This window comes from Paraburkholderia panacisoli (genome assembly GCF_008369935.1).
Taxonomy (GTDB): Bacteria; Pseudomonadota; Gammaproteobacteria; order Burkholderiales; family Burkholderiaceae; genus Paraburkholderia; species Paraburkholderia panacisoli.
The window spans coordinates 1-22,719 of the sequence record NZ_VTUZ01000025.1 but is presented as its reverse complement, the minus strand read 5'-3'; the positions used below and the strand labels follow the sequence as shown (position 1 = coordinate 22,719).

Sequence of the window (22,719 nt, the reverse complement as noted above, 5' to 3'; positions counted from 1 at the left end):
AGCCAACGTCCGATCGATACGCCACTAAACGCAATTTCCTTCTTATGGCCGCATTTGCAGCGTTCGATGTTACCCATTAGATTTAGACGTGCGCTCTTCCGTTCGGGCACGTATGAGGTGTTAGTGATGCCTCATCAATTCCCCGGTTGTTCATCATCTAAACGGCCCAACGCATATAGGGAATCACGGGCAACGCGCGAGAGGTGAAGTCGCAATGAAAATCTGTTTCTCTCTGAAAGAAGTGGCAGAGGCACTCTCGTTATCGCCGACGACCGTACAGAAACTGGTACGCGAGAAGGCGTTTCCTGAACCGCGTCTACTGTCGGGCCGGAGGGTAGGGTGGCTCGCACACGAGGTTCAGGAATGGGCTGACACTCGTCCGATTGCCGACCTCCTGCCGCCGGAGAATACAGGCGTTAGGAAGCGGCCAGCTCCTCGAGCCGAGCGGCCACCTTCGTGAGCCACTCTCGCTTTTCCACATCGTAGCTGTAAAGGTTGTAGACCCCGACGATACCCGGCTTGATGTGACCAATTATTTCTTCGGCTACCTCGTTCGCGCATCCCAGCGCGCCGAGCATCGTACGCGCAGTGCGGCGAAGATCGTGCGGCGTCCATCCCGTTACGGGGATTGGACGATCAGTCACTAGCCTGTTGTTTCCCTTCCAATAGGGTTGGCAGCGGGCAATGATCTGCCCGACACTCGCTTGGGTAATGCATTTGCGTGACTTAGCTGCACGGCGTCCTGCTTTCGGCGTAGTGTAAGGAAATAGATAGCTGGCGCCGTAAATCCCCCATCGTTTTCGGACGATCGCCTCAGCTCGACCGACGAGCGGTACGCGATGCGCAGTCGCACGTTCTATGCGCTTGTTTTTCGTCTTTGTCTTCGGAATAGTCCACCAGAGACCATCAACCTCTTCGCTCAACTCGACGCCCTGCATGGCGACAATCTCGTTGCCGCGTTGTCCTGTCCATAGATAGAGCTGAGCTACATCCGCTACATCCTCCCCAAGCACCTGCACCCACGGAACGAGAGCAGTGATCTCGGGGCCCGTCAGTACACGCTTGTCTGTGACACGCGCACCGTTGCGACTGCGGCCCTTACTGCGCAGCCGTCCGCGCATGATCTGGCGCCACCAGTTCGGCGTATTTTCGGGAAGCCGACCGGCATCGAGCGCGTAGTCCCACGCCGCGCTAAGTTCCATCTTGATGCGGTTCGCATAGGTAGGGCGATCTCGTAACCTTTCCAGCAGATCGAAGGCTATCTTGCGAGTGATGGTTTCAGGAAGCTTGTCCAAGATCGGTTCGATGGGGCTGCCGAGTGCATATCGAGTATTTGCTTGCACTGCGGGGCTGGCGTTATGCTCGACGTGACCGGCCAAATAATCGGCGACGAGGCGCCGGACGGTATATGCACCGGGACCATGTTTGGCGTCCGGTGCGGCCACGTGCGCTCTGGCCCGACGTCGCGCGAGGGCGGGATCGTCGCCAGTGTCACGGATGCCTCGTTTTGCCTCCCACTCAACGACCGCCGCGGCCAGAGGCATCGCTGGCCAATCCCCGAGCTTGATTTGTCGCATGTTACCGTCGAGAGGCGATCGGTATCGGTACGTCCAAGTGCGTCGCGTCGCCGTGGCTTCGAGTCGTAAGCCGGGGAAATCGTCGAACGCAATATGTTCTTTCGGCTGGAGCAACTTGGCCCGTCTGGCGTCGAACTTCATTTTCGGTCTGGTGGGGGTTTCTCGGACTGCCTTCGGTGGCAAAAAAACCTACGCAAAATGTTACGCCAACCTCGGAGTTTTGCAACGCGATAACGCGCGTCGCTACCACGTTGATTGATCTGATTGTTGTTTCAAGTCATTGTTTTTTAAGTTTCTTTTGTGGTGTCCGTGTGCTTCGGTGTATATCTGCGTTCGCAGTATCAAATCGATTTGACAATGTTTAAACGATTTATCTTGGGACTATTCTTATACTGACTTGAAAATTGTTAAATCATCGTCCCGCAAATGCGGAGCGTTCTGAATTGAGACAGGCAGTCGGGTAAATTACCGTGCGAGCGAGGCCAGCCGACCTGAGCGACGATTTTGCAGGCCGGAATCAAGCCCCTACGGACCCAGGAAGATCACAAGGAAAATTCCCGGAAACGGCTCCCCGCCGGGCGCGCCGACGACAAGGCGCTGACCGGCGTCCGGAAAAATGGCGGGCGATTTCGATTAAGATGGACTGCCCGGAATAATTGATGTGACAAAGCCAATATAGGCGCTGATTTCGAGATGATGCGAAAGCAGTGCTAAACGGGGGCGAGGAAAGGGCCACTAGTCAAAAGACGAGCAGCCGGAGTTTGAATCGAAGCTGATCGACGGTGTCAGCGCCGCCATCCCGGTCATTTGCCGGCTCGCCGGTCACCAGTCACGAAGTACGATGTCGCGTTGCGGGGTTTTATGAGAATTGCTGTTCTGGATGACGATTCGGCTCAGGCCGATCTGGTTTGCCAAACGCTGTCCGCAGCGGGGCATGTCTGTCACGCATACGACGCGGGGCGCGAACTGGTGCGGCAATTGCGGCGCCAGACTTTCGATCTGCTGGTGCTCGACTGGAACGTCCCCGACATGTCGGGCGAAGAGGTGCTGCACTGGGTACGCGAAAGCCTCTCCGAGCGCCTGCCGGTTCTCTTCATGACGAGCCGTGGCCGCGAAACCGACATCACGTCGATCCTGAACACCGGCGCGGATGACTATCTGGTCAAGCCGGTGTCGGCGGCGGTGCTGCTGGCGCGCGTCGGCTCGCTGCTGCGCCGCGCCTATTCCCTCAAGCCGCCGGCTGCCAAAGAAGTGTTCGGCGAATTCGAATTCGATCTCGGCGCCAAGCACGTGGTGGTGCGGGGCAACACGGTCGCGCTCACGCAAAAGGAGTTCGAGCTCGCACTGTTGCTGTTCCAGCATCTGAGCCGGCCGCTATCGCGCGCGCACATTCTCGACGTGATCTGGAAGCAGGCGACCGACATCCCGTCGCGCACCATGGACACCCACGTCTCGATGCTGCGCAGCAAGCTCGGGCTGCGCCCGGAGCACGGCTATCGACTGACCCCGATGTACGGTTATGGCTACCGGCTCGAGCGGATCAACGCCGATGAGCCGCCGGCAGCGACCAATGACGCCCCGGAAGCGGGGGAAGCGTGACGCGTCCCCGGAAGTGTCAGTGCGCGGCGCCGTCGTGCCGGGCTTGGCGCGCGGCGGGCTGGCTGGCGATGGCCGGCCTCATCGCCATGAACTGGTGCGGTGCGGCACTGGCCGAGCCGCCGGCATCGCGCGTGTTCAAGCCGCGCGTGAAAGCCACCGCGCCGGCTTACGTCTCCTACACGACGCGCGAAGGCGACTCGCTGTATGACATCGCCAGCCGTTATCCCAGCGATCCGGCCGATTGGGCGTTGTTGAGCCGTCTGAACCACGTGTCCGCGCCGCGCCGCATGCCGGCCGGCATCGTGTTGCGTCTGCCGGCCGGCAAGCTCAGGCAGGACCCAGAAGCGGCCCGCGTGGTCGCGACCAGCGGTCCGGCCGAGCACGCGTTCGGCAAGAATCCCTACGTGCCGGTGACGGCGTCCACGACGCTCGTCGAAGGCGACCACATCCGCACCGGGCCGAACGGCTTCGTCACGCTGGAGCTGCCGGACGGCTCATACGTGACGGTCGCGCAGGACGGCGAGCTGGACATCGGTAAACTGCGGCGCACCACGCTGACCGGCGCGGGCGACAGCATCTTCGAACTGCGCCGGGGCGAAGTCGAAAGCCAGGTCACGCATGCGACGAAGCGCGACGACCGCTTCCAGATCCGTTCGCCGTCGGTGGTGGCGGGCGTGCGCGGCACGCGTTTCAAGGTCACCTATAGCGGCGCCGCACAGACCACCGCGGTGGCGGTGCTCGATGGCGCGGTCGGCGTGGACCCGCTCGGGTCGCGCGGCCGGGACACGGCGCCGCTGCCCGGTGTGCCGCTGCAAGCATCCAGGCAACTCGTCGAGGCGAGCTTCGGCAGTGTCACGCGTTCGGACGGCGCGATCGGCGATCCGGTCGAGCTGCTCGCCGCGCCCGCGTTGTCAAAGCCGGCCAGGGTGCAGGACGGCAAGACGGTCGCGTTCGATCTCGTGCCGGCCGAACACGCGGTCGGCTACCGTGTGCAGATCTCGCGCGACGCCGATCAGCTCGACCTGATCCGCGACCAGCGGGTCGCCGCGCCGCATGCGGATTTCGGCGATCTGCCCGACGGCACGTACTTCGTGCGGATCGCCGCAACCGCCGCAAACGGGCTCGACGGTCTGCCGCAGGTGTACGCGTTCGAGAGGCGCCAACTCGGACTGGAGGCGTCGGCCGCGCCGCGCGCCGGCGGCCGCGACTACGAATTCCGCTGGTTCGTCAGCAGCCGCCCGAACGTCGAGACGCGTTTTCGTTTCGTGCTGGCCACGGACGCCGATCTGGGACATCCGATCGTCGACAGCACCGATCTCTCGGCCGGCCAGCTGGTCGTCAGCGACCTGCCGGCGGGCGTCTACTACTGGACGATCGTCGCCGAGCAGTTCGAAAACGGCCGCTTCTACGAGAAGAACAGCGCGGTCCGCTCGTTTCAGCTGGCGCGCTGACGCTGGTAGATTCACGGGGCCGGCCCGCTCCCTAGCTCTGAACCACGCCTTCTCTTGCCGACCACACCTACGCGCCTGAGTCTCGATCCGCGAGCCCGTCTCGGCCGACGCGCCGGCCGGCGCTTTCTGATCGAATGGGTGAGCATCGGCTGCCTCGGCGTCGTGGTGATTCTGCTCGCGTCGCTGGGTCGCCTGAGCGCGAGCGTCGATCAACTGGTGTACGACCGCTTTCTGAGTCTGCGCGCGCCAGCCTTGCTACCCGATATCGTGGTGGTCGAAATCGACAACGCGAGCGTCGCCGAGCTCGGGCGCTGGCCGTGGCCGCGTAGCGTCCATGCGAAGCTGCTCGAACAGATCGCGAAGGCGAAGCCCGCCGCCGTGATCTACGACGTGCTGTTCACCGAGCCCAATTCCGACGACGCCCAACTCGCGCACGCGATCGCGCTCAGCCCAACCTACCTGCCCGTACTGCTCACCGCGCCCGACCACAACGGCCGGCGCGTCGCGGTCGAACCGGTGGCGCCGCTCGCACACGCGGCGGCCGGGCTCGGCCACATCAATTTCGAGGTGGACAGCGACGGCATCGTGCGTAGCGTCGCGCAGTTCCAGGGCGACGCCGGCTCGCGCTGGCCGCAGTTGATGGTGCCGGTCGCCGATGCCGTCGAGCATGGCACGCTGCGTCTGAATGCGCCGCCGCAGTGGCAGGCCCCGGCCGAGGCGGCGGCGCGCCGCACCATTCGAGATGAAGGCGGCGAAGACCGCTTCCTGATCCCGTTCGGGCCGAACGCGCAGACCTACCCGAGGCTGAGCTTCGCGCGCGTGCTCGCCGGCGACGTGCCAGCCGGGCAGTTGCACGGACGCATCGTCGTGATCGGCGTGACCGCGTCCGGCTTGTACGACCGGTTTGCGACGCCGGTGTCCGGCGAGCTGGGCCCGTTGCCCGGCGTGTATATCCACGCGAACGTGCTCGACGCGCTCGTCACCGGCCGCGAGATCGAGCCGGCCGCACGCTGGCTGGTGTTCGCGGCGTCGCTGGCGCCGCTCGCCGCGCTGCTGGCCGGATTCCTGGTGTTGTCGCCGCGCCGTTCGCTGCTGCTGACGGGCACGCTGGCGCTGCTCGCGGCGGCCGGCAGTGCCGCGGCGCTCTATGGCGCGCGGCTCTGGGCGTCGCCGGTGCCGGCGATCGCCGGGCTGGTGGTCGTGTATCCGATCTGGAACTGGCGGCGCCTCGAAATGACGATGGCCTATCTGCGCGAAGAGCTGCAACGTCTCGCCGACGAACCCCATCTGCTGCCGGAAACCCCGCAGCGCCGCCGCGAGTTCGGCGGCGACGTGCTGGAGCAGCATATGGCGCTGATGGCGCAAGCCGCGCAGCGCGTGCAGGACATGAAGCGCTTCGTGTGGGACCGCCTCGACAGCGTGCCCGAGCCGATCCTCGTGAGCGACGTGCAAGGTGTCGTGCTGATCGCCAACCATGCGGCCAAGGCGCATTTCGCGCGCTTGCGCGCGCCGTCGCCGCAAGGGCGGCCGATGCAGACGGTGTTGGGCGGTCTGACGCTCGTCAAGGCGATCGACCGGGTCGCGAATGACCGGAGCGCAGCGGCGGATGCCGAACGCAATCTCTACGCGCATGCGCACTGGCCCGCGCCGCTCGATCCGGCGCGCGGCGAATTTGCCGCGCTGATGGCACAGGGCGTCGAGGTACGCGACGCAGACGAGCGCGACCATCTGCTGCGCTACGCGACCTGCACCAACGCGCAAGGCGAGACGACCGGCTGGATCGCGGGCCTCGTCGACGTGTCGGCGTTGCATGCGGCCGAGCGTCAGCGGGAAGACGCGTTGCGGCTGCTGTCGCACGACATGCGTTCGCCGCAGGCGTCGATTCTGGCGTTGGTCGAGATCGAACGCGGCCGCACCGAGCCCGCGCTGGCGCGCGATCTGCTGGGCCGCATCGAACGCTATGCGCAACGCGCGCTGACGCTCGCCGACGACTCCGTGCAACTGGCGCGCGCCGAATCGCAAGCCTATGTGCTCGAACCGGCGAGTCTGACCGAGCTGGTGATCGACGCCAGCGACGAAGTCTGGCCGCAAGCGCACGCGAGGCGCATCTCGCTGCAAACGGATACGGGCGGCGATGCCGACGACGGCCACTGGATCTGCGTCGACCGCTCGCTGATGACGCGCGCGCTGGTCAACATTCTGAACAACGCGGTCAAGTACAGCCCGCCGGATACGCGCATCGTGTGCAGCGTCGGTAGCGTGGGTCCGGCCGCCATGCCCGGCGCCGCGCGGCGCGTGTCGTGCACGATCCGCGACCAGGGTTACGGTATTCCGAAGGATCAGCAGGCGGGGCTGTTCGAGCGCTTCCGCCGCTTTCATGCGACGCAGCGGCCCGAGGTGGGCGGCGCGGGGCTGGGCATGGCGTTCGTCAAGACCGTGGTGACGCGCCACGGTGGCGACGTCGACGTGGTCAGCGCGCCCGGCGAGGGCACCGCCTTCACGATCTGGCTGCCGGCGCTGGAGGACGCGCAGTCCGACGCATCCCGCACGCTATGTTCATGACGTATCGACACGTACCTTATCGAAGCGAGAAGATGGCAAAAGTCACCCTGATGTGTGCCGCGCTGGCTGCGGCGAGTCTCACCGGCTGCGCGGGTTTGAACGCGGACGTGCACACTGCGAATCCGCCGGCCGCGCTGCAAGGCGAGCCGACCTACCCGATCGCGCGCTTGCCGTCGCAGGACGCGAGCGCAGATCATCCGCAATTCGAGGCTTTGCTGCGCGAGGAACTGGCCAGGCGCGGCTTCGTCGAGGCGGCGGGCAAGCCCGCGCACTATCTGTTGTCGATCGCTTACGACACGCGGCCACGTGCGATTGGTATCGGCGTCGGCGCGGGCGATTGCGCGCCGAGCGACTGTCCGAAGCCCGCTGTGCTGTTCTCGCTGTTCGGCGGGCGCGCGTACCAGCATTCGTTGACGCTGCGGTTTTTCGAGCGCACGAGCGGCGACGAGCGCTACAAGGTCAGCGCGGTCATCGCCGATCGCGACGCCGACCCGACACATGCGATGCCGGTTCTTGTGAAAAGCGCGCTCGCCAAGTTTCCGTTCGACGCGCCGCCGGACTGGCGTGTGAAACTCCAGCAGGACAAGGCGAGCAGCGTGCCGACGGTGATCTCGGTGAAGCCGCAGCAACCGTAAAGGCGCGGGCGCTATTCCGGCGTCGCGTCGGCTTGCGGCCAGCGGTTTTCGAACACACAATCGGCGAGCGGCAGGCGGCTCGCCCAGCGCTCGGTTTCCAGCATCGGCGCACTGTAAAACTGGTCGACGTGGCCGAGGCACAAAATCGCCACCGGCCGCGCGCCCTCGGGCATCTGCAGCAGCGCGCGCACCGCGTCGACGTCGAACAGCGACACCCAGCCCATGCCTAGGCCTTCGGCGCGCGCGGCCAGCCACATGTTCTGGATCGCGCACGCCACCGACGCGAGATCCATCTCCGGCAAGGTGCGGCGCCCGAAGATATGCCGCTCGCGCCCGTCCATCAGCGCGATCACCAGCAGTTCGCCGCACTCCAGCATGCCTTCCACTTTCAGCTTCATGAACTCGTCGCGGCGTTTGCCGAGCGCGTCGGCGGTGGCGAGCCGCTCGTTTTCGACCGTCGCGTGCAAGGCCGTGCGCAGCGCCGGGTCCGTGATGCGCGTGATCCGCCACGGCTGCATGAAGCCGACGCTCGGCGCGTGATGCGCCGCGTCGAGCAGCCGCCGCAGCACGGCGGGATCGACCGGGTCGGGCACGAAGTGGCGCATGTCGCGGCGCTCGTAGATGGCGCGATAGACTGCATCGCGCTCGGAGTCGTTAAAAGGCTTCGCCATGGAACAGGGCGGCCGTGAAGGCCGGGTTGGAGGGCCAATAAGCATGCATGTAAGTCGCCACGATCGAGCCCGTGCGATATACGGCCTCGCCGGGCGCATCGCTGTGCGCCCGGGTGGCCGAACGCAGCGGTGCGAGCGGGGTGTTCAGCGTCGAGTAATGAAATGTGTGCCCGGTCAGCGGGCCGTGCAGGCTGTCGATCTGCTGCATGCCGAGCGCGGTGAAGCGTGTTTGCATCGTCGCATGGCCGGGCAGCAGGCCGAGCATCGGCGTGCTGGCGCCCTGCTTGTCGGTCAGTTGGTCGAGCAGGTAGAGCATGCCGCCGCATTCGGCGACGAGCGGTTTGCCGGCGGCCGCATGCGCGCGGATCGACGCCGCGCTGCGTGTGTTGGCGGCGAGCGTGCTCGCGTGAAGTTCGGGGTAGCCGCCGGGCAGGTAGAGCGCTTGCGCATCGGCGGGCAACGCTTCGTCGGCGAGCGGCGAGAAGTAGTCGATTTGCGCGCCGAGCGCTTCCAGCAGCGCGACGTTCGCCGGATAGATGAACGAGAACGCGGCATCGCGGGCGATCGCGATCCGCTTGCCTTCCAGCAGACGCGGCAGCGCTGTCGGCACGGGCGTGCCGAATTCGACCGGCGGCGGCAACGCGGCCAGCGCGGTCGGTTCGAGCGTATCGGCCGCGCGCTCCAAGCGCGCGTCCAGATCGTCGATCTCGGCCGCCTGGTGCAAGCCGAGGTGACGATCGGGCAAAGCGATTTCATCGCTCGCCGTGATGTGTCCGCACCAGCGCAGCTCGGGCGGTAATGCTTCCTGGAGCATTTGCGCATGGCGCGCGGAGCCGACGCGATTCGCGAGCACGCCGTAAAACGGCACCTGCGGCCTGAAGTGCGCGAGGCCGAACGCCACCGCGCCGAAGGTCTGTGCCATCGCCTTGGCGGAGATCACTGCCAGCACCGGCACGCCGAAGACCGTGGCGAGATCGGCGCTGCTCGGCGTGCCGTCGAACAGGCCCATCACGCCTTCGATCAGAATCAGATCGGCTTCGGCCGCCGCCTGCGCGAGCAGATTGCGGCACGCGGCTTCGCCGACCATCCACAGATCCAGCGACCACACCGGCGCGCCGCTCGCGCGCTCGAGGATCATCGGGTCGAGAAAGTCCGGCCCGGTCTTGAAGACCCGCACGCGCCGCCCCAGCCGCCGGTGATAGCGCGCGAGACCGGCGGTGATCGTGGTCTTGCCTTGCCCCGAAGCGGGGGCGCTGATGAACAGGGCGGGGCACTCCCCGGAGGAAGTCCCCTTGGGGCGCGCGGACATCGCTCAGAACTCCACGCCGCGCTGCGCTTTCACGCCTTGCTCGCGATACGGATGCTTGACGATGCGCATTTCGGTGACGAGGTCCGCGGCTTCGATCAAAGCGTCCGGCGCATGGCGGCCGGTCACCACCACGTGCAGCATCGGCGGGCGCGCGTTCAGCACCGACAGCACTTCGTCGAGCGGCAGGTATTCGTACTTCAGCACCGTGTTCAGCTCGTCGAGAATGACCATCTGGTACTCGCCGCTTTCGATCATCCGGCGCGCTTCGTTCCAGCCTTTGCGCGCGGTGGCCATGTCGGCGTCGCGGTTCTGGGTGTTCCAGGTGTAGCCGTCGCCCATCGTGACGAAATCGCAGTTGGCGATCGCGCCGAGGAAGTCGCGCTCCGACGTATGCAACGCTCCTTTGATGAACTGCACGACGCCCAGGCGCATGCCGTGGCCGAGCACGCGCACAGCCATGCCGAACGCGGCGGTTGTTTTGCCTTTGCCTGTGCCGGTGTTGACAATCAGCAGGCCTTTTTCGACGGTGGCGCTGGCCTGCTTCTTCTCATGGCCTTCGCGCCGGCGCTCGGTCATGCGTTGATGCGATTCGGGATCGGTCTTCATCGAAGGTCCTGTTGGTGAGTGTCGTTGTGGTCTGGCGATGGGTGAGCTGCACGGGCAGCGGTCGCGGCGATCGCCACCGTGACGCCGGCGTGCAGCGTTTTGGGCACCAGCAGGCGAGCGCGGGGGGAGATAGGCGCGTCCGTTGCGGTAAGCGGAGTTCGCGCGTCGGGTGCGGCAGGCGTGGCATACGCGGCGCCCGGTTCGGCCGACGCGGCGAGCAGCGCGCACGGTTCGCAGACCCCATCCACGCCGAGATGCTCGCGCACCACCGCCGACGGGTTCGCTACTGCGATCGCCGCGATCCGCTCACGGCTGAACAATTGCAGAGTCAGTGAATGACGCGCGCAGAACGCGAGTAGACCTGCTTCGTCGGCTTTGGTATCGACCGAGGCGACTATGCGGATCTGATCGAATGCACGTGTGCCGAGCGCGGCGCGCACCGCCGCTTCGATCTGCTCCGCCGAACTGTGCAAGCGGCAACCGATGCCGACGCTCAGCGTTTTCATTGGCTATCCGCTCCGTGCGTCCGGTCAGGGTCCACCGCATCAGCGGCATGAACCTCGACGGCATCCGCCTCTTCGGCGTGCGCCGCTGCCCGCGCCAGCGCGAGCGACGCGACGCCGCCGATCACCACGATCGCCGGCGAGCCGAGTCCGGCACGCGCGACGGTGGCGGCAAATTCGCCGAGCGGCGCGAGCACGTGACGTTGCCCGGGACGCGTCGCCGACTCGATCGCCGCGCACGGCGTATCGCCGCTCATGCCGGCCGCGAGCAACGCGCCGACGATCCCGGCGAGCCGCCGCATGCCCATGTAAATCACCAGGGTCATACGCGTGGCGGCGAGCGCGGCCCAATCCGGCTCGCCGTTGCCCGCACCGTGTCCGGTGACGAACACCACGCCCTGCGCGTAGTCACGGTGCGTAACCGGAATGCCGATCGCCGCGGGCGCTGCGATCCCTGCCGTGACGCCGTTGATGACTTCCACCTCGATGCCCGCCGCGTGCAGCGCTTGCTGTTCCTCGCCGCCCCGGCCGAACACGAACGGATCGCCGCCTTTCAGCCGCGCGATACTGCGCCCGGCGCGCGCATGCTCGAGCATCTGCGCGACGATGCCGGCCTGCGGCGTCGACGGATGCCCGCCGCGTTTGCCGACGTAGACGACCAGCGCATCGGCGCGCGCGAATTGCAGCACGTCGGGATTCACCAGATCGTCGACCAGCACCACGTCGGCTTGGGCGAGCGCGCGGGTCGCCTTCAGCGTCATCAGTTCGACGTCGCCGGGGCCCGCGCCGATCAGCCACGCGCGCGTCATCGCCGCATGCATGGCGCGCGCCATGGCGTGACTGACGGGAAGAGGCAAAGTGCGAAGAAGCGCCGGACGGCGGATATCGAGGTCATACGGTGCTACGGATTCGGGCTCGACGAACACGCGGCGTGCCATGCTTTCCACCGGAAAACACCCGCCCACGCGCGACGTCGTGCTTCAGCGCCTTCACATCCGTCCCTCGCGGATTCCGGCGGCCGGCGGCGTGACGTGCGCCACCTCCGCGTCTGGCCGGTATCCGGGCTGGCGGCCTCATGCGCTTTGCCTTCCCGTCCGGTTCGTTGGACAGTGGCATTGAAAACGCATGCGCGGCGCAACAGAAATGAATCTGGCGTCGCAGGTCGCTTACCGTTGCGGGGACAGCACAGGTTGAGCGCATCACGCGCGGCCTGTTTCCCGTTTAACTGCACACGCGAATGCATGTGCGGGCACCAAACGCGCGCCTACGATAGCACACGGCGCTCCGCGCGATAAGCGTCCCGGGCCGGCGTTTTCTTGACGGCGCAAGGCCGCGGGCCTACACTCGCACGCACTTTGGTGCTCGTGTGCGCGCTCGTGCGCATGCAGTTAAACGGGAAACAGGGTGCCCGCCTGCTTTGGACCGGGTCAACCTGTGCTGCCCCCGCAACGGTAAGCGAAAAGCAGCGCCGGCTTCATCGCCAGGCGCCGCGGAGCCGGCTTCGATGTCCACGCGCAAGGCCGCGTCGGCATATCACCACTGGGCGAGAAATCACTCGCCCGGGAAGGGGAAGCGGCGCTTTCGCCAGCCCGGATACCGGCCAGATACGCAGGACGCTCGTCGCGGGGATGCGACGGCACGTTCATGACCTCATTCCCGCTTTCTGCGCGTGGTTACCGCGCTGTTACGCTTTTTTAGTTGTGGCGGCAACGCCGTCGTTCGTCCCCGTATGTCGTGATGGTTCCGGCTTGCAGAGCGTGCGCCCCGCGCAGCTTCGCCGCGCCGGCTCCTGCGGACACACGGGCCCACACGCCGGCACGCTCGCGCAACGCCTACGGATGGACCTCACGATGCAAACTCAAATGCGCAAGATCCCGGTCACCGTCGTCACGGGCTTTCTCGGCAGCGGCAAGACCACGCTGCTGCGGCACATTCTTCAGCATGCGGGCGGCAAGCGCATCGCGGTGATCGTCAACGAGTTCGGCGAACTCGGCATCGACGGGGAAATCCTCAAGGGTTGCGGGATCGGTTGCGACGAGAACGGCGTCGAGACCGAAGGCCAACTGTATGAACTCGCGAACGGCTGCCTGTGCTGCACCGTGCAGGAAGAGTTTTTCCCGGTGATGGAAAGACTCGTGGAACGCCGCGAGCAGATCGATCACGTGCTGATCGAAACTTCCGGGCTCGCGTTGCCCAAGCCGCTCGTGCAGGCGTTCAACTGGCCGCAGATCAAGAACAGCTTCACCGTCGATGCGGTCGTGACGGTGGTCGACGGCCCGGCTGCCGCAAGTGGTCAGTTCGCCGACAACCCCGTTGCGGTGGATGCGCAGCGCAAGGCCGATCCGAATCTCGATCACGAGTCGCCCTTGCACGAGTTGTTCGAAGATCAGTTGTCCGCGGCCGATCTGGTGATTCTGAACAAGACCGATCTGCTCGACGACGCTCAGCAAAGCGCGGTCGAAGCTGTGATTCGCGAAGAGATTCCGCCGCAGGTGAAGATCGTGCGCGCGCATAGGGGCCAGCTCGATCTGCACACGCTGCTGGGTCTCGAAGCGGCGTCGGAAGAAACGATCCACCTGCGCCACGATCACCACGGCTCCGCCGACGACGCCGATCACCACCACGACGAATTCGATTCGGTGGTCGTGCATGCGAACGCGCCGTCGCGCGAAGCGGTGATCGCCGCGCTGCAAGGACTGGTCGAAATGAACACGATCTACCGCGTCAAAGGCTTCGCGGCATTGCCGGGCGCGGCGATGAGGCTTGTGATCCAGGGCGTGGGACGGCGCTTCGACAGTTACTTCGACCGGCGCTGGCAGGCCGGCGAAGGCACGCAAAGCCGTTTCGTGCTGATCGGCGAAGACCTCGATCAGGCCGCGTTGCAACGCGCGTTCGACGCGGCGCTCGGTATGCCGTCGCACGCCGAAGCACGCGAGGCGTAAGCGCTCATGCATCTGCTGCGCACGACGCCGGGCGGCTTCGTCGACGATACGCAAGGCGTGATCCGTATCGATCAGCAGCCCGCCGATATCGTGGTGCTGAGTTCCGCCGACACCACGCTGTCCTTGCTCGCTAGCGTGTTCCCGCGGCTGGGCGAGGGGTTCCCCAGCGTGCGGCTCGCGAACGTCACGTATCTGCGGCAACCGGCCTCGGTCGACTTCTATATCGAGGACGTGTTGCAGCACGCGCGCGTGGTGGTGGTCGATCACCTCGGCGGCGAGGCGTACTGGCCGTATGGCATCGAACAGGTGGTCGCGCTCGCGCAGCGCAAGCAGCAGACGCTCGCGATGTTTTCCGGCGACTTGCAGGAAGATCCGAACCTGCTCGCGCGCAGCACGGCCGACGCCGCGTTGTGTCATCAACTGTGGCGCTATCTGCGCGAAGGCGGCCCGCAGAATGCCGAAGCGTTTCTGCGCTGCATCGCGCACCGCGTATTCGGCTGGGGGCGCGAGCCGGCGCCGCCGCGCGCGTTGCCGGCCGCGTCGCTCTATCATCCCGGGCAAGACACGCCTACCATCGCCGACTGGCAGGCGCGCTGGAAACCGGGTGCGCCGGTCGCGGCGATCCTGTTCTACAAGGCGCATCTGCAGGCGGCCAATACAGCGGTGTTCGACGCGCTGATCGACGCGCTTGCCGCCCAAGACCTGAATCCGCTGCCGATCGCGATCACGTCGCTGAAAGACGCGATGAGCCGTGAAATCGTGCAGACGTTGTGCGCGCAACACGAGGTCGCGCTGGTGCTGAACACGACCGCCTTCGCCGCGTCCGCGATCGACGACCCCGAGCCGCTCGCGCTCGCCGGCGACGCGCCGGTGTTCCAGGTGATCCTGAGCGGCGGCAATCGCGATGACTGGCTCAAGGACAACCACGGCCTCAACTCGCGCGATATCGCGATGCACATCGCGCTGCCGGAAGTGGATGGCCGCATCATCACGCGCGCGATCAGCTTCAAAGGGCTCGCGTATCGCTGCCCGCATACCCAGGTCGACGTGGTCCGCTATCAGCCGGACCTCGAACGCGTGAGCTTTCTCGCCGAACTGAGCCGCCGCTGGTGCCGTCTGCGTTCGCTCGATAACGCGGACAAGAAGCTCGCGTTGATTCTCGCCAACTATCCGATGAGCGAAGGACGCATCGGCAATGGCGTGGGGCTCGATACGCCGGCGTCGGTGGTGGGCATCCTGGCGATGCTGCGCGACGAGGGCTATCGTCTCGCGCAATTGCCCGCGGACGGCGACGCGCTGTTGCAGAAACTCACCGAGGGCGTGACCAACGATCCAGTGGTCCGCGATCTGCGCCCCGCGTTGCAAAGCCTCGCGCTCGACGACTATCTGACGCACTTCAACGCCTTGCCTGACGCCGCGCGGCACGCATTGAACGCGCGCTGGGGCGCGCCCGAGCAGGACCCGACGTTGCGGCGCGGCCGTTTCATGATCGCGGGCTGGCGTTGCGGGCAGGTATTCGTCGGCATCCAGCCGTCGCGCTCGCGCGAGCAGGGCGACTATGCGAGCTATCACGATGCGGAGCTCGTGCCGCCCCATGCTTACCTCGCGTTCTATTTCTGGCTGCGTCACCAGTTCGGCATCGACACGGTCGTGCATGTCGGCAAGCACGGCAATCTCGAATGGCTGCCCGGCAAGAGCGTCGCGTTGAGCGATGCGTGCTGGCCCGATCTGATTCTCGGGCCGATGCCGCATCTTTATCCGTTCATCGTCAACGATCCGGGCGAGGGCAGCCAGGCCAAACGCCGCGCACAGGCCGTCATCGTCGATCATCTGATGCCGCCGCTCACGCGCGCGGAAAGCTATGGGCCGTTGCAGGACCTCGAGCGCCAGGTCGACGAATACTATGAAGCGCTGATGGTCGATCCGCGCCGCTCGAAGCTGTTGCGGCGCACGATTCTGGCGACCATCGTCGAGCACAAGCTGCACGAGGAGCTGAGTCTCGCCGCGCCGAACGGGCAAGACGACGAGGACACGCTGCTCACGCGTGTCGATGCGTGGCTGTGCGAGTTGAAGGAAGCGCAGATTCGCGATGGTTTGCACACGTTCGGGCAGTCGCCCGGCGGTGTGCAGCGGCGCGATACGCTGCTGGCGCTGGCGCGCTTTCCGGTCGGCGATGGGCAAGGCGGTAAGGCCGGCTTGATCGACGCGCTGGCGCGCGATCTGCGCATGGACCATCTGTTCGATCCGTTGTCGGTGGATTGGTCGGCAGTGTGGGTTGGCCCGCGTCCCGATGTATTGCGGCAGGTGAGCGATGCGCCGTGGCGGCATTGCGGCGATACGCGCGAGCGGCTGGAATTGCTGGCTGCACAGATGTTGAGCAGCGTGTGCCGTGATCGGCCCGATGCGGACGGCACGCCGTGCCCGACACCTCTCGTGACACCGCTGGCCGGCACGTTGCCGCAAGCCGGGCAGGTCATCGCGCGTTTGCGCGACGATGTGCTGCCACGGCTCGACGCATGCGGTCCGCAGGAAATGCTGCAACTCAAGCGCGGCCTCGAAGGACGCTTCGTGCCGCCGGGGCCGAGCGGTTCGCCATCGCGTGGACGGCCCGACGTGCTGCCCACCGGCCGCAATTTCTATTCGGTCGACACGCGCGCGGTCCCCACGCAAGCCGCGTGGTCGCTTGGACTGAAATCCGCGCAGCAGTTGATCGAGCGGCATCTGCAGGAACACGGCGATTATCCGCGCGCGATCGGACTCTCGGTGTGGGGCACCGCGACGATGCGCACCGGCGGCGACGACGTCGCTCAGGCGCTCGCGCTGCTGGGCGTGCGGCCAAAATGGGCGCCAGGCAGCCATCGCGTGACCGACTTCGAGATCATGCCGATCGAGGCGTTCGATCGCCCGCGTATCGACGTCACGTTGCGTGTGTCGGGGTTCTTCCGCGACGCGTTTGCGAACGTGATGCACCTGTTCGACGCCGCCGTTCAGGCGGTCGCGGAACTCGACGAACCCGAGGCGCTGAACCCGATTCGGGCGCGCGTGCAGCGCGAACGCGATGCGCTCGTCGCGCGCGGCATGGACCCCGCCGAGGCCCGCAAGCGCGCCGGCTGGCGCGTGTTCAGCGCAAGGCCCGGCGCTTATGGCGCGGGTCTGCAGGAGATGATCGACACGCGGCAATGGCAAACCGATGCCGACCTGGCCAACGCGTACCAGGCGTGGGGTGGTTACGCGTACACGCAAAAGAGCGCCGGCGAAGAGGCGCGCCATGCGTTCGGCGCGCGCCTCGCCGCGCTGGACGTGGTGCTGCAGAATCAGGACAACCGCGAACACGACCTGCTCGATTCGAACGACTATTACCAGTTCCAGGGCGGCATGGTCGCGGCCGTGCGGCATCTGGCCGGCAGTCAGCCGAGCGTGTATCACGCGGATCACAGCAATCCGGCCGCGCCGCGCGTGCGCACGCTGCATGAGGAGATCGCGCGGGTGATCCGCTCGCGCGTGGTCAACCCGAAATGGCTCGATGGCGTGAAGCGGCACGGCTACAAGGGCGCGGCCGAAATCGCCGCGACCGTCGACTATCTATATGGTTACGACGCGACCGCGCGCGTGATCGCGGATCATCAATATGCGCTCGTCACGGATGCTTACCTGAACGACGCCGATACCCGCGAATTCTTGCAGCGGCACAACCCGCATGCGTTACATTCGATCTGCGAGCGCCTGCTCGAAGCGATGCAGCGCGGTTTGTGGCAGGCGCCGGGCGACTACCGCTCGCAAGTCGAACAGCATCTGCTCGCGAGCGAGCAGCAGATCGAAGGAAGGCAAACGTCAATCACCCCGGCATAAAGGCCGAGGCTCGTGGGGTAGCAATCCGCAAGTCTGAGGTTGACCAGACCATCCGTCGCAAGACGCACCGTTGTGCAGGAGACAGCAGACCCACCGCCAGATGCTTCCTGAGTCTGGCGCTCTGGAAGTCGCAGCAGCAGACAAGCCCCGGGTAGGCACGAAACGGGCTGCGACCGGCAGGTTTTCTCGCCCCCTGCTGCACAACATGGTCGAGGGGAGCGGCGCCCCAAGGCGCCCGTCACCAGGCCCGTAAGGGCAACGCGCCGGACGTTTTCCGGTTGAACACCAGGAGCTGGAGTTGGCGGTATTCGTTCTGGACAGGTCGGGAAAGCCACTGATGCCGTGCAGCGAGAAGCGCGCGAGGTTGTTGCTCGCACGCGGGCGTGCGCGCATTCATCGCCTCATGCCCTTCGCTATCCGGCTCGTCGACCGCGAGCTTCACAGTAGTGCTGCGCAACCCTTGCGCATCAAGCTGGACCCGGGCAGCAAGGCCACCGGACTGGCGCTGGTCCGCGACACTGAACATGTCGACGCCTCGACGGGAGAAATCCGTCGCGGCGCCGTGGCGCTCAACCTGTTCGAGCTGGTCCATCGCGGCCGGCAAATCAGCGAGGCGCTTACCGCGCGGCGCGCCATGCGTCGCCGTCGACGCGGCACCCTGCGCTACCGCGCACCGCGCTTTCTGAACCGTACCCGGCCTGCAGGATGGCTCGCGCCATCTTTGCAACATCGAGTGGATACGACGCTCGCCTGGGTCAAGCGGCTCCAGCGTTGGGCCCCGATAACGGCGGCGAGCACTGAATTCGTGCGCTTCGACATGCAGGCGCTCGATAATCCAGAAGTCAGCGGCATCGAGTACCAGCACGGAACCCTGTTCGGGTATGAACTGCGTGAGTACCTGCTGGAGAAGTGGAAGCGCAAGTGCTGCTACTGTGACGTGCACAACGTGCCGCTCAACATCGAACACCTGGTGCCGCGTGCGCGCGGCGGTTCGAACCGGGTTTCGAACCTGGCAATTGCCTGCGTACCCTGCAACATCCGCAAGGCCGCGCAGCCGCTCAACGTCTTCGTGAAGGACAAGGCGCGTCTCGGGCGCATCACGGCGCAGGTCCGGCGCCCGCTCAAGGATGCCTCGGCCGTCAATGCGACCCGCTGGGCGCTGGTCAATGCCTTGCGGGCTACCGGCCTTCCGGTCGAAACCGCCTCCGGCGGACGAACGAAATACAACCGTAGCAAGCTCTGCATCCCGAAGACGCATGCGCTGGATGCGGTGTGCGTGGGTGAGGTTTCGGCCGTCGTGGCGTGGCGCAAGCCGACCGTGCAGGTGAAGTGCACTGGGCGCGGCAGCTATCAGCGCACACGACAGGACAGGTACGGTTTTCCGCGAGGCTATCTGATGCGCGCGAAGCGCGTGCACGGGTTCGGAACGGGAGACCATGTGCAGGCCGACGTGCCCTGGGGCAGAAAAGCAGGCACGCACAATGGCCGTGTGGCCGTGCGTGCCACCGGCAGTTTCAACATTCAAACCCATGGTCAGGTCGTACAGGGCGTTGCGCACCGCTATTGCCGGGTGCTGCAGCGCGCGGACGGCTACGGCTACTCAAGGATGGCAACTGACAAAGGAGAAGCGGGAGTAGGGGCTGCTACGCAGCCCGGGCTATCCCTCCCCGGCCCGAAGGCCGAGGTTTCCCGCGCAGAAGGATGAATGCAGCAGAGCCGGCAACAACCCAGCAGGTACCCGCGCGGCCCATCCAGCGGTCCACGTTTCCGTTTGCCGCGCTGATCGGCCAGGTGCCGTTGCAGCAGGCGTTGCTGCTGGCTGCGATCGACCCCGGGCTCGGCGGCGTGCTGGTCAGCGGGCCGCGGGGCACGGCCAAGTCGACCGCGGCGCGCGCGCTCGCGGAGTTGTTGCCGCAAGGGCAACTGGTGAACTTGCCGCTTGGCGCAAGCGAGGATCGGCTGATCGGCACGCTCGATATCGAAACCGTGCTGCGCGATGGGTCGGTGCGTTTTTCGCCGGGCCTGCTCGCGAAAGCGCACCACGGCGTGCTGTATGTCGATGAAGTTAACCTGCTGCCCGACGCGCTTGTCGATGCGTTGCTCGACGCGGCGGCGAGCGGCGTGAATACCGTCGAACGCGATGGCGTGTCGCACAGCCACGACGCGAGCTTTGTGCTGATAGGCACGATGAATCCCGAGGAAGGCGAGTTGCGGCCGCAATTGATCGACCGCTTCGGCTTGATGGTCGAGTTGCAGAATTGCTTCGAGCCGCGGGTGCGTCAGGCGATCGTGAAAGCGCGGCTCGCGTTCGATCTCGATCCGCAACGGTTTCGCGCGGGCTATGCGGAGCACCAGGCGGAGTACGTCGAGCGGATTCGGGCGGCGCGCGAAGCGCTGCCGCAGCTCGCATTCGGCGACGCCGTGCATGCGCATGTCAGCGCGTTGTGTATCGATGCGGCCGTGGATGGCCTGCGTGCCGATCTCGTGATGCTGCGCGCAGCACGCGCGCTGGCCGCACTGGAGCAGGCGGGGGCGGTGACGGTGGAGCATGTTGACTGCGTCGCTGAAGCGGTGTTGATTCATCGGCGTCGGCATCGTCGTCAGCATGACGGGCAAGCGGACGGCGACACGCGTAACGGCGAAGCGCAGCCGCAAACGGCTGCCGGCTCTGACCGTGCGCCCGCATCCGCGCTGGACGCCGCGCCGTCGCCCGCCGTTGCGGGCGAGACCGATTGGGGCTACCTGCCGCCCGAGCCCGCCGCGACCACGCACGTCAAACGGGTGTTGCCGCTTGACGCAAAAAAACGCTGAGCCATCGGAAGGGCGCCGCCGCTGACTCGCGCAGCGGTTTTCGATGGCGGCAACGCGCAGGCGCGAACTCGCGCGGCCATTTGCGGGTAAGTTCGCGCAGCCAGCCGGGCAACCGCATCGCATGGCCACCGACGCTCGCCGCGATGCGCCAGGACGCGCTGCGTGCGGAGCATTTGCGTTTCGTGCGCGAAGCGCCGCGCGGCGGCGTGCTGCATTGCTTCGTGCTCGATTGCTCCGGCTCCATGCTGGCCGGGCAGCGCCTCGCGCTCGCGAAGGGTCTTCTGATCGCGCTGTTCGACCGCGCGAGCGCCGCGCGCGACGAGGCTGCGCTGATCTGTTTCGGCGGTGCCGGCGCGGACGTGCGCTTCGGCCCGGCTGTGCCGCGCTGGTGGAACGAGCGGTGGCTCAGGCCGGTTGGCGGTGGTGGCGGCACGCCGCTGGGTGCCGGCATCCGCCGGGCAGCGCAGCTGCTGGAACGTAGAGCGCGGCTCAGGCCGGCCCAGCAGCGCTGGTTATGGGTTCTGACCGACGGCCGCACACGCGACGAGCCCGCTCGCCCGCTCGTGGCGGACGAGGTCGTATTCGTCGATTTCGAGCGCGAGGCGATCCGGCTGGGCCGCTGTGAGGCGCTTGCGCAGGCGTGGGGCGCGCAATGCTTCATGCCGGAGGAGCTGATTGGGTGACCGGCGCGTGCACTGCGCCGCCCGCCTGTTGCCGCGCCGCTTATTTCAAGCCGTTCGACCAGTAGAGCACGTCGTCCTGCCGGTCGAATACATAGACTTTCATCGCCATCTGCTGAGCCGCGTCGAGTCGATCGAATTCGAGCCCGTGATGCGTAGGCTCGCTGGGACCGCTGCCTTTGTGCACATTGCGGATGATGGCGCTGGTCTCGATCTCCGTATCGAGGTCCACCGACTTCAGGCGGAAAGCGACCCGCAGCCGCTCACCGACCGCGCCGAGGGTCCACGAGGCGGTCAACGACATGCCGAGTGCGCTGATGCCTTTCGCGCAGCCGAGCCCTTCATACGACTCTTCTGTTTCGCCAAGGCCGAAGCGCACCGCCAGGTGTGCACGGACGCGGATCGACTTGCGCTCGCGCAGACGGCGGACCACGCCGGGCCTGGACAGCACGATGTAATCGAACGGCGCGCGGCAGATTGCTTCGACCGTGCAGACGAAACGGAACACGGCGTGGCTCGCGATCGCGACGATCTCGATGTTCTCGCCGAGCCCTGGCGGCAGCATGCGGCCCTGGTGCATCGGCGGCGTGACAAAGAGCGCGTGATTCGGCGCGAAGCCGATGATGCGGCACGGCTGCATCGGCGCGCCGCTGCCGAGTTCCGAACGCATGCCGATCAATGCGCCTATTTCCAGATGCATGTCCCTGAGCGTCAGCGGACTGCCTGAGTCACCCGGCAGGGCGGTTTCGGACGGCGGTTGGCCGGCGGTGTCCAGCAGATCGCCGCGCTGCGGATGAAAGTTGCCGAACAGGAAATCGCGCTCGTTCGTGGTCGCGAGGATGGTCCCGCTGGCGAAAAGCAGTGTGCCATCGCTGTCGACAATTGGCCAGTCGAGGGGTGTGCCCACTGGCACCGCTAGCGGACTGAGCGCCGGCGATAGCGCGGCGGGCGAATTTTCGTCGACGTGTTCCTCGACAGGATTGTCCATGGTCGGAAATTGTTTAAGTGGCGCGATAACCTGGTTGACGGCCGTGGGGACGCAAACTTTAATTGGGCTGTCGCAGTGGCCGGTCATTTGGTTGTTTATTGTTCCAGACGGGGATCGAGATTCAATCGGATGACTAACTAATTTCGCTGTTGCCAACCCGGCGCCACACTATTGCCATGCGGGCCCCTCGATCCGTCTAAAAGAAAATTCACCGAAGGGGGTTGACGGGTCGCTGACCGTTCTCCATAATCTCGTTTCTCTGCTGCTGATGCAGCGACGCAGAACGGAAGCGGTGCCGGGTAGGTGAACGGACGCCGCGAACGTGAAGCGGATCGATCTTTAAAAACTAACAGCCGATAAGTGTGGGCGCTTGATGCGAGATGCGGGGCGGGTTCTTAGGAATCTGCCATAAGGCAAAAGTATCAAGTCTCACACAGTAATGAAAGGAAGGTTTGGCCGTTGAAAGATGGTTGAACACTTCGTCAGTACGTTGAGTGAGCGACCGGTTGGTAAAACAACCGAAAACAGTAACAGGT

At 65.6% G+C, this 22,719-nt stretch carries 18 protein-coding genes and 2 riboswitches; of the genes, 10 read left to right on the top strand and 8 right to left on the bottom strand.

Going from position 1 to position 22,719, the window contains the following annotated elements; genetic code table 11:
• The first annotated feature begins 214 nt into the window (after positions 1–214).
• A complete protein-coding gene (locus tag FVF58_RS30460) occupies positions 215–460 on the top strand; it encodes a helix-turn-helix transcriptional regulator (RefSeq protein WP_149673488.1) in 246 nt (81 codons plus the stop codon).
• Here the strand turns inward: FVF58_RS30460 and FVF58_RS30455 are convergent.
• Positions 417–1,718 (bottom strand): tyrosine-type recombinase/integrase, encoded by a 1,302-nt coding sequence (locus tag FVF58_RS30455; protein ID WP_149673487.1) that lies wholly within the window; start codon positions 1,716–1,718, stop codon positions 417–419. The genes FVF58_RS30460 and FVF58_RS30455 overlap by 44 nt on opposite strands.
• 720 nt (positions 1,719–2,438) lie before the next feature.
• On the opposite strand from FVF58_RS30455, the gene FVF58_RS30450 reads away from it, so the two are divergent.
• The 4 genes from FVF58_RS30450 to FVF58_RS30435 all read left to right on the top strand — a co-directional run bounded on the left by FVF58_RS30450 (position 2,439) and on the right by FVF58_RS30435 (position 7,824).
• Complete coding sequence (locus FVF58_RS30450; RefSeq protein WP_149673486.1) at positions 2,439–3,176, top strand: response regulator transcription factor; 738 nt, start codon at positions 2,439–2,441, stop codon at positions 3,174–3,176.
• Between the two features lie 68 nt (positions 3,177–3,244).
• Positions 3,245–4,627 carry a FecR family protein gene (locus FVF58_RS30445; RefSeq protein WP_149673577.1) on the top strand — a complete coding sequence of 461 codons (1,383 nt, stop codon included), beginning with the start codon at positions 3,245–3,247 and terminating at the stop codon, positions 4,625–4,627.
• Positions 4,628–4,681: 54 nt separating this feature from the next.
• On the top strand, positions 4,682–7,189 hold the full coding sequence (locus FVF58_RS30440; RefSeq protein WP_149673485.1) for a CHASE2 domain-containing protein: 2,508 nt from the start codon (positions 4,682–4,684) through the stop codon (positions 7,187–7,189).
• Positions 7,190–7,221: 32 nt separating this feature from the next.
• Complete coding sequence (locus FVF58_RS30435) at positions 7,222–7,824, top strand: DUF4136 domain-containing protein (RefSeq protein WP_149673484.1); 603 nt, start codon at positions 7,222–7,224, stop codon at positions 7,822–7,824.
• 11 nt (positions 7,825–7,835) lie between these two features.
• Here FVF58_RS30435 and bluB read toward each other — a convergent pair whose 3' ends face one another.
• From bluB to cobA, 5 genes are read right to left on the bottom strand one after another with little or no spacing between them, the layout of a single operon-like run.
• Positions 7,836–8,495, bottom strand: a complete 660-nt coding sequence (bluB, locus tag FVF58_RS30430; protein WP_149673483.1) for a 5,6-dimethylbenzimidazole synthase — start codon at positions 8,493–8,495, stop codon at positions 7,836–7,838.
• On the bottom strand, positions 8,479–9,804 hold the full coding sequence (locus tag FVF58_RS30425) for a cobyrinic acid a,c-diamide synthase CobB (RefSeq protein WP_149673482.1): 1,326 nt from the start codon (positions 9,802–9,804) through the stop codon (positions 8,479–8,481). The genes bluB and FVF58_RS30425 overlap by 17 nt, the downstream gene beginning before the upstream one ends.
• 3 nt (positions 9,805–9,807) lie before the next feature.
• Positions 9,808–10,410, bottom strand: coding sequence for a cob(I)yrinic acid a,c-diamide adenosyltransferase (gene cobO / locus FVF58_RS30420; RefSeq protein WP_149673481.1), 603 nt, complete (start codon positions 10,408–10,410; stop codon positions 9,808–9,810).
• Positions 10,407–10,916, bottom strand: coding sequence for a cobalamin biosynthesis protein (locus tag FVF58_RS30415; RefSeq protein WP_149673480.1), 510 nt, complete (start codon positions 10,914–10,916; stop codon positions 10,407–10,409). The genes cobO and FVF58_RS30415 overlap by 4 nt, the downstream gene beginning before the upstream one ends.
• The gene (cobA, locus tag FVF58_RS30410; protein ID WP_149673576.1) at positions 10,913–11,722 is read right to left on the bottom strand and encodes a uroporphyrinogen-III C-methyltransferase; all 810 of its coding nucleotides are present in this window, start codon (positions 11,720–11,722) and stop codon (positions 10,913–10,915) included. The genes FVF58_RS30415 and cobA overlap by 4 nt, the downstream gene beginning before the upstream one ends.
• Before the next feature lie 224 nt (positions 11,723–11,946).
• Positions 11,947–12,185, bottom strand: a riboswitch (cobalamin riboswitch).
• Between the two features lie 67 nt (positions 12,186–12,252).
• A riboswitch (cobalamin riboswitch) is annotated at positions 12,253–12,532 on the top strand.
• Positions 12,533–12,763: 231 nt separating this feature from the next.
• Between cobA and cobW the strand changes: the two genes are divergently transcribed.
• The 5 genes from cobW (at position 12,764) to FVF58_RS30385 (ending at position 21,198) form a co-directional block, all read left to right on the top strand.
• Entirely contained in the window at positions 12,764–13,855 is a 1,092-nt protein-coding gene (gene cobW / locus FVF58_RS30405) for a cobalamin biosynthesis protein CobW (protein WP_149673479.1), read from the top strand.
• A 6-nt stretch (positions 13,856–13,861) separates the two neighbouring features.
• Positions 13,862–17,704 (top strand): cobaltochelatase subunit CobN, encoded by a 3,843-nt coding sequence (gene cobN, locus FVF58_RS30400; protein WP_149673478.1) that lies wholly within the window; start codon positions 13,862–13,864, stop codon positions 17,702–17,704.
• A 298-nt stretch (positions 17,705–18,002) separates the two neighbouring features.
• Complete coding sequence (gene iscB, locus FVF58_RS30395; protein WP_149673477.1) at positions 18,003–19,409, top strand: RNA-guided endonuclease IscB; 1,407 nt, start codon at positions 18,003–18,005, stop codon at positions 19,407–19,409.
• Positions 19,406–20,515 (top strand): magnesium chelatase ATPase subunit I, encoded by a 1,110-nt coding sequence (locus FVF58_RS30390; RefSeq protein WP_149673476.1) that lies wholly within the window; start codon positions 19,406–19,408, stop codon positions 20,513–20,515. Before iscB ends, FVF58_RS30390 begins: the two co-directional genes overlap by 4 nt.
• Before the next feature lie 143 nt (positions 20,516–20,658).
• Entirely contained in the window at positions 20,659–21,198 is a 540-nt protein-coding gene (locus FVF58_RS30385) for a vWA domain-containing protein (protein ID WP_149673475.1), read from the top strand.
• 40 nt (positions 21,199–21,238) lie between these two features.
• Here FVF58_RS30385 and FVF58_RS30380 read toward each other — a convergent pair whose 3' ends face one another.
• Together FVF58_RS30380 and FVF58_RS52305 are read right to left on the bottom strand one after the other, a co-directional pair.
• Complete coding sequence (locus tag FVF58_RS30380; protein ID WP_149673474.1) at positions 21,239–22,183, bottom strand: flagellar brake protein; 945 nt, start codon at positions 22,181–22,183, stop codon at positions 21,239–21,241.
• Between the two features lie 346 nt (positions 22,184–22,529).
• Positions 22,530–22,719: hypothetical protein (locus tag FVF58_RS52305; RefSeq protein WP_223191178.1), on the bottom strand; the 190-nt coding region annotated here is incomplete at its 5' end.